Source organism: Frankia sp. CcWB3, from assembly GCF_977927595.1.
Genome location: NZ_CDWRCK010000145.1, coordinates 1 through 10,974, shown reverse-complemented (window position 1 = coordinate 10,974; position 10,974 = coordinate 1). Strand labels below are relative to the sequence as shown.

The 10,974-nt window shown below is 71.3% G+C and carries 9 protein-coding genes and 3 pseudogenes; 6 read left to right on the top strand and 6 right to left on the bottom strand.

Annotated features, from left to right (window positions below):
- Together ACY5KJ_RS12445 and ACY5KJ_RS12440 are read left to right on the top strand one after the other, a co-directional pair.
- Positions 1–591 (top strand): annotated as a pseudogene (locus ACY5KJ_RS12445) (hypothetical protein); the annotation flags it as partial.
- 194 nt (positions 592–785) lie between these two features.
- Complete coding sequence (locus ACY5KJ_RS12440; protein WP_462187268.1) at positions 786–989, top strand: DUF5703 family protein; 204 nt, start codon at positions 786–788, stop codon at positions 987–989.
- On the opposite strand, the gene ACY5KJ_RS12435 is transcribed toward ACY5KJ_RS12440, so the two are convergent.
- Both ACY5KJ_RS12435 and ACY5KJ_RS12430 read right to left on the bottom strand, forming a co-directional pair.
- Complete coding sequence (locus ACY5KJ_RS12435) at positions 974–1,465, bottom strand: hypothetical protein (RefSeq protein WP_462187269.1); 492 nt, start codon at positions 1,463–1,465, stop codon at positions 974–976. The genes ACY5KJ_RS12440 and ACY5KJ_RS12435 overlap by 16 nt on opposite strands.
- Before the next feature lie 110 nt (positions 1,466–1,575).
- Positions 1,576–2,934: a M20/M25/M40 family metallo-hydrolase gene (locus ACY5KJ_RS12430; protein WP_462187270.1), complete on the bottom strand. Its 1,359-nt coding sequence runs from the start codon at positions 2,932–2,934 to the stop codon at positions 1,576–1,578.
- Positions 2,935–3,077: 143 nt separating this feature from the next.
- Here ACY5KJ_RS12430 and ACY5KJ_RS12425 point away from each other — a divergent pair, with 143 nt between their 5' ends.
- Positions 3,078–3,896, top strand: coding sequence for a class I SAM-dependent methyltransferase (locus ACY5KJ_RS12425; protein ID WP_462203405.1), 819 nt, complete (start codon positions 3,078–3,080; stop codon positions 3,894–3,896).
- A 149-nt stretch (positions 3,897–4,045) separates the two neighbouring features.
- On the opposite strand, the gene cobF is transcribed toward ACY5KJ_RS12425, so the two are convergent.
- The 4 genes and pseudogenes from cobF to def form a co-directional block, all read right to left on the bottom strand.
- Complete coding sequence (gene cobF / locus ACY5KJ_RS12420; RefSeq protein ID WP_462187272.1) at positions 4,046–4,810, bottom strand: precorrin-6A synthase (deacetylating); 765 nt, start codon at positions 4,808–4,810, stop codon at positions 4,046–4,048.
- 1 nt (position 4,811) lies between these two features.
- The gene (locus tag ACY5KJ_RS12415; RefSeq protein WP_462187273.1) at positions 4,812–6,569 is read right to left on the bottom strand and encodes an FAD-binding oxidoreductase; all 1,758 of its coding nucleotides are present in this window, start codon (positions 6,567–6,569) and stop codon (positions 4,812–4,814) included.
- Between the two features lie 75 nt (positions 6,570–6,644).
- Entirely contained in the window at positions 6,645–7,607 is a 963-nt protein-coding gene (locus tag ACY5KJ_RS12410; protein ID WP_462203403.1) for an LLM class F420-dependent oxidoreductase, read from the bottom strand.
- A 226-nt stretch (positions 7,608–7,833) separates the two neighbouring features.
- Positions 7,834–8,436: pseudogene (gene def / locus ACY5KJ_RS12405) on the bottom strand (peptide deformylase); the annotation flags it as partial.
- 42 nt (positions 8,437–8,478) lie between these two features.
- Here def and ACY5KJ_RS12400 point away from each other — a divergent pair.
- The 3 genes and pseudogenes from ACY5KJ_RS12400 (at position 8,479) to ureG (ending at position 10,915) form a co-directional block, all read left to right on the top strand.
- Complete coding sequence (locus tag ACY5KJ_RS12400) at positions 8,479–8,982, top strand: Fur family transcriptional regulator (RefSeq protein ID WP_462187277.1); 504 nt, start codon at positions 8,479–8,481, stop codon at positions 8,980–8,982.
- 81 nt (positions 8,983–9,063) lie between these two features.
- Positions 9,064–10,134: a tRNA (adenosine(37)-N6)-threonylcarbamoyltransferase complex transferase subunit TsaD gene (gene tsaD, locus ACY5KJ_RS12395; protein ID WP_462187278.1), complete on the top strand. Its 1,071-nt coding sequence runs from the start codon at positions 9,064–9,066 to the stop codon at positions 10,132–10,134.
- A 36-nt stretch (positions 10,135–10,170) separates the two neighbouring features.
- Positions 10,171–10,915, top strand: a pseudogene (gene ureG, locus ACY5KJ_RS12390) (urease accessory protein UreG).
- Positions 10,916–10,974 lie beyond the last annotated feature (59 nt).

Below are 10,974 nucleotides of genomic sequence, written 5' to 3'. Positions count from 1 at the left end.
GCCCGGGGGCTGCCCTGGCCGCTCGTCCGCCGGCTCGGCCCCAGCCCCAGCCCCAGCCCCAGCACGCCGACCACCACGCCTACGGCTGGAACACTCACCGCCCATGATGGGCTGCGTCGGCTGCTCGCCGTGCTCGCCCCGGTGGCCGGCGCCGGCATCTACCTGCTGTGGTCGGCGCACTCCTACGGTGACGGGCTGGCGCCGTTCACGCTGCAGCGCGACGCGGCACGTCACGGCAGCAGCTCGAACCCGCTGGCAGTGCTGTGGGACGCGGCTCGGGGCGCCTTTTCCGGCGAGCTGGGCACGGCACTGCACGTGCCGTGGCTGCTCTTGGCGCTCGTCGGGCTGGTGGTCATGGCGCGCCGGCTGCCGGTGTCGTACCCGGTGTGGAGCGCCCTGGTCCTGGCGGCCGTGCTGACCGGCAGCAACCTGGACTCCGCCGAGCGGTACGTCTACGGGGCGTTCCCGTTCCTGCTGGTCGCCGCGCTCGTCACCGGCCGGCGGGAGATCTTCACGTTCACACTCGCCGCCACCACGGCCGCGATGACCCTCTACGCGACGCTGGCCTTCACCCTCTCCTACGTGCCCTGACCGCCGGCCGCGCGTCGGTGGGTACATGGCGCATGGGCCCGCATCATCTCGCGAGCGATTCCAGAAGCCCTTCCAGAAGATGGCGAAACGATTAACGTAGAGGGGGACCGCACGATGATCGGTCGCCATCCCACGCCGCACCACGCCACGCGCAGCCGGTCATCCTCCGCTCGCAACCACGAGGTCAGGCCGCATTGGATGGAGTAGAGCTGGAGTACCAGCGGCTGTACCTGCCGCCGGGTACGGACTGCCGGGCAGCCGTCCAGATCCTCACGATGCACGCCGAGTTCGGCCACTGGGAGCTCGAACGCCTGCGGCTGTTCCCGGATGGCTCCCGGCGGGTGGTGCTGCGCCGCCGTCGGCGCCCCGGCGGCCTGCCCGGTTATCTGCCCGCCTGACAGCCGCCCACCTGGCAACGGACCTGGGAGGGCGTGCGCACCTCGACCACGTCCGGAGCGATCCCCCGGGTCTGCAGATGCCGTCCCGACAATGCCCATCCGGCCGGCACCTCGACTCCGGGGGCGTCGGCTCCGGTGGCGTCGGCTCCCGCGTCGCCGGTATCCGCCTGCCGGGGCCGCCCCACCGTCCAGACGTCGGCCCGGAACCAGTGATCGCGCCAATGGGCGCTGTCGTCGGCCCGCAGCTGCACGAACCGGCGACGCAGAACCTGCCGGGCGACCTCCAGCGCGGACAACACGCTGACCTCGATGCCCCCGGACGGCTCGGCCCGATCGGCGATCCACACACTGCCGTCCCGGCTGGCTTGCACGAGATAGGCGTAGGTAGCCGGGGGGTGGTCCGCGTCTGCGCCCACCGGAACTCCGACGCCCACCGGAACTCCGACGCCGATGCTGGACAGCGGATCGCCAGCCATACCCCCATCATGTCATGCATTAACGATGACGCATACGCGGATGGTGCTCCGCGCGCGGACGGTGGCATCTCGTCAAGCCGTACCGGCAGGTTCGGGTCAGGAGGTCCGGGTCAGGATGCGTGCAGGAAGCGGTCGAGGACGCGGACGCCGAAGCGCAGCGAGTCGAGCGGCACCCGTTCGTCCACCCCGTGGAACATGCCGGAGAAGTCCAGGTCGGGCGGCAGCAGCAACGGGGAGAACCCGAAGCAGCGGATGCCGAGCCGGGAGAAGGACTTCGCGTCCGTACCGCCGGAGAGCATGTAGGGCACGGCCCGGGCGATCGGGTCCTCGGCGCGCAGCGACGTGGCCATCGCCTCCACCAGCGCGCCGTCGAAGCTGGTCTCCAACGCCTGGTCGTGGACGACCCATTCGCGACGGATGTCCGGCCCGAGGATCTCGTCGAGCTGGCGGATGAACTCCTCCTCCTGACCGGGCAGATAGCGACCATCGACGTAGGCGGTGGCCTCGCCCGGGATCACGTTGACCTTATGACCGGCCTCGAGCTGGGTCGGGTTGGCGGTGTTACGCAGCGTAGCGCCGATCATCCGGGCGATCGGGCCGAGCTTCGCGACGGTCGCCTCCAGGTCGTCCAGGTCGAACTCGATGCCGAGCGCCTCCCCGAGGGAGTTCAGGAACACCCGGACCGTCGGGGTCATGACCAGCGGGAAGGTGTGCCGGCCGAGCCTCGCCACCGCCTCGCACAGCGCCGTCACCGCGTTGTCATCGCTGATCATCGAACCGTGGCCGGCCCGGCCGGCCGCGGTCAGCTTCATCCAGGCGATGCCCTTCTCCGCCGTCTCGATGAGGTAAAGGCGCAGGTCGTCGGAGACGGTGTAGGAGAACCCGCCGACCTCGCTGATCGCCTCAGAGCAGTCGGCGAACAGGTCGGGATGGTTCTCGACGAGCCAGCGCGCCCCGAGGGCACCGCCGGCCTCCTCGTCCGCGACGAAGGCGACGACGAGGTCCCGGGGTGGCCTGCGGCCGGTGCGGACGATGTCGCGGATGACCGCGAGGGTCATCGCGTCCATGTCCTTCATGTCCACCGCGCCCCGGCCCCACAGGCAGCCGTCGGCCTCCTCGCCAGCGAATGGCGGCAGGCGCCACTCGCTGGCATCCGCCGGCACCACGTCGAGATGACCGTGGACGAGCAACGGCGCACGCGAGGGATCCGCCCCCTCCACCCGGGTCACCACGCTGGTGCGGCCCGGGGCCGACTCCAGCAGGGTCGGCTCGAGGCCCACCTCCGCGAGCTTCGCCGCGACGTACTCCGCGATCGGACGCTCGTTGCCGTCGCCGTTGCCACGGTTAACCGACTCGAAGCGGAGCATCTCCCGACAGAGCTCGACCACCTCGCCCTCCGCCGACGGGGCGGTCACCGGCAGGCGCAGGCCACCGGTGCGGTCGGGGGGGGGCGTGGACGCACTCGCCATGCCGCCTAGTCTGCCCCGTCGGGGGTGCAGCCGCCGGATTCGGGCCGTACCGTGAAGCAGAGTCGTAACCAGCCTGCAGCATTGCGCGTCCCGCTGCAGCATTGCGCCGTCCCGCGGGACGACCGGCATAGCGCGGGCATAGCATGGCACCCGTGCCAACGCCGCACCTGCAGGGCAAGAAAGCGACGCTGCTGGCGACGCTGTACGGCAGAGCGCTGGACGCCGGGTCGGCTGACCCCATCCTGCACGACACCATGGCTCTGGACGCCGTCAAAAAGATCGACTTTGACTTCACCAGAACCGGTCTGCGCCGCAGCGAACACGCCCTCGTCGCGCTCAGGGCCAGGCACTTCGACGAGTGGACCCGCGAGTTCCTCACCACGCATCCGAAAGCCACCGTGCTGCACCTGGGCTGCGGCCTGGACGCCCGCGCCTACCGCCTCGACCCCGGCCCCGGCGTGCGCTGGTTCGACGTGGACTACCCCGATGTGATGGATCTACGCCGGCAGCTGTACCCACCGCGTCAGGGTTACACGCTGCTCGGCTCGTCCGTGACCGACCCGTCCTGGCTGGCGCAGATACCGAGTGATCTTCCCGTGCTGATGGTCGCCGAAGGCCTGACCATGTACCTCCGCGAGGACGAAGGCACGGCGGTCCTCCGCCGGATCGTCCAACACTCCCCCGGCGGCCAGTTGGTCTTCGACGCCCTCAGCAGACGCGGTATCCGGATACAGCGGTTCAACAAGGCGATCCAGGCCGCCGGGGCGACCGTCTCCTGGGGCATCGACAGCTGCGCGGAACTTGAGGCGATCGACCCCCGCCTGCGGTGCGTGACCGCCATGAGCGCTTTCGACCTTGACCGGTCCGGGACGCTGCCGGCGGGCTATCGTGTGATGGCCGCGGTGGCGACGCTGGCCCCCGCCCTGCGACGGATGGCGGCCTTCTACCGGCTGGACTTCTGACGGACGTCTCCGCCCTGGTCGGCGGCCCGGTCTTCAGATTGACGAGAAGCCGCTATCACCTTTCCTCCTCGCCCTCCTTGCCTTTCCAGAGCCTTTCGTGTCCGATTTATCCCTCTGGAAAGACAAGAGCAAGAGCAAGTCAGAACAGGTCAGACGGCAGGACGGCGGCGGAGCAGGTAGGTATCCATGATCCAGCCTTTACGCTCGCGGGCCTCGGCGCGGGTCCGCTCGATCAGTCCGCCGACCTCGGCGACCGGACCGTGCAGCAGGACCTCGTCCGGGGTGCCGAGGTAGGCGCCCCAGTAGATGTCGACGTCGTCGGCAGGCAGGGCCAGGAAGGTATTCTCGGCATCGAGCATGACGACGACGTCGTCGACCCCCGGCGGGAATCCGGCGGCGAGCCGGCGACCGGTCGTGATCTCGACCGGGCCGCCGATCCGGTTCAGGATCAGCCGGTGGCTGGCGGCGAGCGCCTGCACGCTGGTGATCCCCGGGATCACCTCGTAGTCGAACCGCACCACGCCCCGCGCCACGATCCGGTCGATGATGCGCAGCGTGCTGTCATACAGCGACGGATCACCCCAGACCAGGAACGCCCCGCAGCCGTCCTCGCCCAGCTCGTCAAGCATCATCCGCTCGTACAGCGCGGCCCGGCGGGAATGCCAGTCCTCGACGGCGGCAGTGTAGTCCGTCGGGGACCGGTCGCGGCTCGGGTCACGGGCCTCGACGATCCGGTAGCCGTTCCCCTCGACGTGCCGGTCGAGGATCTCCCGCCGCAGCCGGACCAGGTCCTCCTTCGCCGCCCCCTTGTCCAGGACGAAGAAGACGTCGGCCCGGTTCAGCGCCTTGACGGCCTGGATCGTCAGCTGGTCGGGGTCGCCGGCACCGATGCCAATGACGAGGATCGTGCGCATCTCAGCGCGGATCGGACCCGGCCGTGCTCACCGAATCCGGGCCCGCCGTAGCTGCCGGTCCCGCCGTAGCTGCCGGGCCCGGGGCGGCGCCCACCCCTGGGACGATCTTGCCGGGGTTGAGGTTGCGGCCCGGGTCGATGCCGTCGAACAGCGCCGTGAGCAGGCACACGCCGGCTGGTGAGATGTCGTCGGCGAGCCAGCGCGCATGCTCGACACCGACCGCGTGGTGGTGGGACAGGGTGCCGGCATGCTCGATGAAGCCCTGCTGGATCGCGGACTTCACCGTGTCGTACCCGCCGATCGCCTCCAGCGTCACCGGGGAGGCGTAGGCGAACGTGAAGTACAGGCAGGCCCCGGAGTGGTACGAGTGCGACAGGTGGCACATGATCCAACCGGTCACGCCGATCTCGGCGAACGCCTTGTTCGCCCGTGCGACCACCCCCCGGTACAGCGGGCCGAGCTGCGACCAGGACGTCGACGTCTCCGACACGTCGGCCATCGCGCCCTGGCCGAGCAGGAAGTCCCGGATGTACGGGGTGTCGAACTTCTTCTGGTCGTAGAGCTGCCCCGGGCCGGTGCCGACACAGATCCCGCCCCGGCGCGCGACGATCGCCCCGACCAGCTTGCGCTGGGCCTTGACGTGCGCGGGTGAACCCTCGAAGCCAATGAACGACAGGCACATCTGATCGAGATCGTACCTGCGGACCCGGCGCAGGTACTGCTTCATACCGGCCGAGACGAGACTCGAGGCCAGGGAGCCGCGCTTGCGGGTGGCGAAGGAGAACCGCGTCTCGTTGGCGTCGGAGACCCGGGTAACCGTCGGCGCGGCCTCGCTCGCGGCGATCTCCCGCATGGCCAGCAGTGCCGCGTCCCAGGTCGGGAAGAAGTAGCCGAGGATCACGCGCTGCTCGGGCACCCGGTGCACCTGCACGGTGGCCTCGGTGATGATCCCGAGCCGCCCCTCGCTGCCGAGGATCATCTCCCGCACGCTCGGGCCGGTCGACTGGCTGGGCACGGGCCGGGTGACGAGTACCCCGGCAGGGGTCACCACCCGCACCGCCCTGGTGATCTCCGCGATATCGCCGTACTTGTCGGACTGCATGCCCGACGAGCGGGTGGCGATCCAGCCGCCGAGGGTGGAGTGGGCGAAGCTGTCCGGGAAGTGGCCGAGCGTCCAGCCCTGCGCGGCCAGCTGCTCCTCCAGGTCCGGGCCGAGGGCGCCGGCCTGGATGCGGGCGAGGCGGGCGTCGGCGTCGATCTCCAGCACCCGGTCGAGCCGGCCGAGGTCAACGGAGATCACCGGGCGGGTCTCAGCGCGCGGCGCCTCGAGACTGCCGGAGATGTTGGTGCCGCCGCCGAACGGGATGACGACCGCGTCCGAGGCCAGCGCCGCGGCCAGCACCGCCCGGACCGCCCCCTCGTCTCCCGGGTAGACGACGACGTCGGGCAGCCGGCCGAGGTCGTGGTTACGAACCCGGATGAGGTCTCGCAGGCTCTTGCCGTAGGCGTGCACGACCCGCGCCTGTGCGTCGGTGGTGACGTGCTCCGCACCGGCGGCGTCGACGAGCGCGGCGCGCAGCGACTCCGGCAGCACGGGGTCCGCGATCGTCAGGTCCGCGAAGGCCGGTGGCTGGGCTGGCGGGTGGGTGATGTCGAGCCCGATGTGCGTGCGGATGAACGGCGCGAGGTCGGGCTTGTCACTGTGGCTGAAGGAGACACTCTCCTTGCCCCAGCCCCACCACTTCATGTGCGTGACCAACGATGGCTCCTCGACAGGGACGGGACGGAGGACGACGACTCCAGGGAAGGGCTAAGGGGGAGGGCGGCGGACCGCTCAGGTGCCGGCGAGGCGTTCGACGACCGGCGCCATGGCGGTCAACGCGTCCAGGGAGACCCCGATCGTGCTGAGGCCGAAGCGCTCGCGGCGCTCGACGAGGTCGTCGACGATCTCGTCGACCGACCCGCACAGCGCGTGCGGGGTCGCGAGCGCCTGTTCGGAGGTGAGCCCGAACCCGGCGGCCAGCTGCTCGGCAACCTGGGTGCGGTTGTCGGTGACGACGACGAGGTGGATACGGACCTGAAGGGTGAGATCGTCCCAACGGGCGCCGGCGGCCTCCCGGATCCAGCGGACCTTCTCCTCGGTCGCCGCCGTCGTCGCGTTGGCGCCGAGCGAGGCATCGATCACTCCGCCGACCATGTTCATGTTCAGCCCGATGATGTCGGCCTCGCGGGCGGCGAGGGTCAGCAGCCGGCGCCCGCCACCACCGATCACGATCGGCGGGTGGGGCCGCTGCACCGGCTTCGGCGTCCCGTTCAGGCCGGCGACCTGGTAGTGGGTGCCGCTGTAGGTGAACGGCCCGTCGGCGAACATCCCCTTGATGACAGCGAGGGACTCGGCAAGCCGGCCGATGCGCACCCCCGGCGGGTCGAGCGGCAGACCGGCTCGGGAGTAGTCGGAGGTCATCCAGCCGGCTCCGAGGCCGAGTTCGAACCGTCCGCCGGACAGCGCGTCGAGGGTCGCTGCCTCTTTGGCCAGCACCACCGGATGGCGGTAGTCGTTGCTGAACACCATCGCGCCGATCCGCAGCGTCGTCGTCGCGTCGGCCGCGGCCATCAGCGCCGCGATCGGCGCGACCTGCTCGTCGAGATGGTCGGAGACGGTCAACGTCGCGTAGCCGAGATCCTCGACCCGGCGGGCGAGGTCGGCCCATGACCGGGCGCTCACCTCGGCGGGGGAGGAACACTGGATGTTGAACCGGAACGGCCGTTTGTACGGCCCGCCGGAGACCTCGGTCACCGCAGCCACTCCTCACTCACCGGGGCATCTCCAGGATGGGACACCTCGAGGACGGGACACCTCGAGGACGGGCACTCGCCGGTGACATCCTCGAGGACGAGGCGGGTACCAAGATAGCCCGTCGGGCGACCGGCGACCGCCGTTGACCGTCCCCGGCGCGACCCGGCCGGTGCCTGACCATCACCCGGCCCGGCCCGACCGATACCTGGCCGTCACCGGCCCGACCCGACCGGCGCCGCGACCGCAGGTACTCGCCGGCCGCCCGTGCCTGCTCCGGGGTCGGCGACGGCTCGCGCAGCGCCTGGACGGCGGCACGGCGCGCCTCCCCGGTCAGCCGGTCGACGTAGAGGATCCCGTCGAGATGGTCGACCTCGTGCTGGAAGCAGCGCGCAAGCAGGCCCTCACCGGCGTACTCGACCGGCTGCCCCGTAACGTCCACCCCACGGACCCGCGCGGCCAGCGCCCGCGTGGTCGGGAAGTGCAGCCCCGGGACGGACAGGCATCCCTCCGGGCCGTGCTGCTGGGTCCCGCCGGGCTGCCGGGCCTCCCCAGGCTGCCCCGGGTCCGGGCCGAGTTCCAGCACCGGGTTCACCACCACCCGTGGCACCCGTGGCACCGACTCGTCACGCGGGTCGTAGTCGACGTCGAAGACGAACAGGCGCAGCCCGACCCCGATCTGCGGGGCGGCGAGCCCCACCCCGGGCGCGTCGTACATGGTGTCGATCATATCGGTGACCAGCCGACCGAGTGCAGTGCCGAACTCCGTGACCAGCGTGGTCGGAGTGCGCAGAACGGGATCACCAACAGTGCGGATAGGGAGCACGGTCATGCGGGATACTGTGCCACGTGAATCGTGAAGGACACCTGGATCGTGAAGGACAGTCGGACGGATCGTGACGGCCGGCGTGGCGATCCGTCCGCCGCCGGGATCGCCGCGTTGCGCGCCCGCGGGGAGCGGGTCACCCCAGCCCGCCGGGCGGTGCTCCAGGTGCTCGCCGACACGAGCGAGCACCTGTCCGTCGACGACGTCTTCGCCCGGGCGGAGACGATCGTCCCGGGCCTGCACCGCACCACCGTCTATCGCGCGGTGGAGACCCTCGGCGACCTCGGCCTGGTCACCCACGTCCACCCCGACCACGGGCCGGCCGTCTACCATCTGGCGGCGGCCCTCACCGGCGGCGCCCACCTGCACGTCCGGTGCCGCTCCTGCGGCACGATCCTCGACGTGCCCGCGGACCTGCTCGACGACGTCGCGCGCCGGCTCGCCACCACCGTCGGGTTCACCCTGCAGCCCGACCACGCCGCCCTTGCCGGCCGGTGCCGCGCCTGTTCGGCGAGGGCCCCGTCCGTAGACGGGGACCTCGCACCCGCGTGACGAGGGCCCGCGGGCGGCGCGGCGAGAGCCTCGCACCGGCGTAATCTCGCAGGTACCGACTATCGCGAGGAGGCCGCGGGGATGCCGCCGGAGCAGGGCCCGGTCGTGCTGGGCATCGAGACGTCCTGCGACGAGACCGGGGTGGGGCTCGTCCGGAACGGCACGCTGCTGGGCGAGGCCCTGTCGACGAGCATGGACCAGCACGCCCGCTACGGCGGAGTGGTCCCCGAGATCGCCGCCCGGGCCCACGTGCAGGCGCTGGTGCCCTGCGTGCGCGCGGCGCTGTCTTCGGCGGGGCTGTCCGCGGCGGACATCGGCGCCGTCGCAGTCACCGCCGGCCCCGGCCTCGCCACCGCCCTGCACGTCGGGGTGGCCGCGGCGAAGGCGTACGCCACGGCGCTCGACGTTCCCCTCTACGGCGTGCACCATCTCGCCGGTCACCTCGCCGCGGACCTCGTCGACGGCGAACCGCTGCCCGATCCCCTCATCGCCCTGATCGTCTCCGGCGGGCACACGTCGCTACTGCGGGTGGGGGACCTCGCCCGCGACCCGATCATCCACCTCGGCGACACGCTTGACGACGCGGCCGGAGAGTGCTTCGACAAGGTCGCCCGGGTGCTCGGCCTGCCCTATCCGGGCGGTCCCGCGGTCGACCGGGCCGCGGTCGGCCACGATGCGACGGCGCTGGCCTTCCCCCGGCCGCTGACCGGCCGGGCGGACGCGCCCTACACCTTCTCGTTCTCGGGACTGAAGACCGCCGTCGCCCGGTGGGTCGAGTCGCATCCCGACTCCCCCATACCGGCCGGCGATGTGATCGCTTCCTTCCAGGAGGCGGTCGTCGACGTGCTCACCGCCAAGGCGGTCCGTGCCTGCCTCGACCACGGGATCGGTGACCTGCTCATCGTCGGCGGGGTCGCGGCGAACAGCCGACTGCGGGCGCTGGCGGCCAGCCGCTGCGAGCAGACCGGCCTGCGGCTGCGGATACCGGCCCGTCGGCGGTGCACGGACAACGGCGTGATGATCGCGGCGTTGGGTGACCTGCTCGTCCGCGCCGGCGCCGAGCCCTCCCCCACCGAGCTCACCGCCAGGCCGGGCGCGTTCCTCGAACGGGCCCAGCTCGGCGTCGCGCTGCCGGCCCTGCATGCCGCGTGAGCACCGACGGGCCCCTCGAACGGGAGAAGCGCGACGATGCACCTCGGGCATGAGGAGTTCCAGAGAAGCGGCGGGCGGGCCGTCGCGGGACCAGCCGGTGCGGGGCCAGCCGGTGCGGGGCCAGCCGGTGCGGGGCGGGCGCCGCGGATCGGGGTCGGCGGCCCGGTGGGCAGCGGTAAGACGGCCCTGGTCGCCGCGCTGTGCCGGGCCCTGTCGTCGAGCCTGCGCATCGGGGTGGTGACGAACGACATCTACACCACCGAGGACGCCGACTTCCTGCGCCGGGCCGGCGTGCTCGATCCCGAACGGATCCGCGCGGTCGAGACCGGCTGCTGCCCGCACACCGCGATTCGCGACGACATCACCGCGAACCTGGACATGGTCGAGGACCTGGAGGCCGACACCGGCCCCCTGGACCTGGTCCTCGTCGAGTCCGGTGGCGACAATCTCACCGCGACGTTCAGCTACGGGCTGGTCGACCGGCAGATCTTCGTCGTCGACGTCGCCGGGGGGCGACAAGGTGCCCCGCAAGGGCGAGCCGGGGGTGACCGGCAGCGACCTGCTGGTCATCAACAAGACCGATCTGGCTCCCCTGGTGGGCGCCGACCTCGACGTCATGGCCCGGGCCGCGGCCGCGGCCCGCGGTGCCCGTCCGGTGGTGTTCACCTCGCTCACCGCCGACCCCACGGCCGCGGACGTGACCTCCTGGGTACGGGCCCAGCTCGCCGAACTGTCCCCGCGCGGCGGTTCCTACAATGCGTCCAATACGTCGCAACCTTAAAGAGGACGTGAGAGCGTCGTGGCGGTGGGGGGTTTCATGGCGGTGGGGGGTTCCAGGGG

Excerpts from the sequence above, each read along its gene's own strand:
- tsaD (WP_462187278.1), top strand. The coding sequence starts at position 9,064 with ATGCCGCCGGAGCAGGGCCCGGTCGTGCTGGGCATCGAGACGTCCTGC.
- cobF (WP_462187272.1), bottom strand. The coding sequence starts at position 4,810 with ATGCGCACGATCCTCGTCATTGGCATCGGTGCCGGCGACCCCGACCAG.
- ACY5KJ_RS12430 (WP_462187270.1), bottom strand. The coding sequence starts at position 2,934 with ATGGCGAGTGCGTCCACGCCCCCCCCCGACCGCACCGGTGGCCTGCGC.
- ACY5KJ_RS12435 (WP_462187269.1), bottom strand. The coding sequence starts at position 1,465 with ATGGCTGGCGATCCGCTGTCCAGCATCGGCGTCGGAGTTCCGGTGGGC.
- ACY5KJ_RS12425 (WP_462203405.1), top strand. The coding sequence starts at position 3,078 with ATGGCACCCGTGCCAACGCCGCACCTGCAGGGCAAGAAAGCGACGCTG.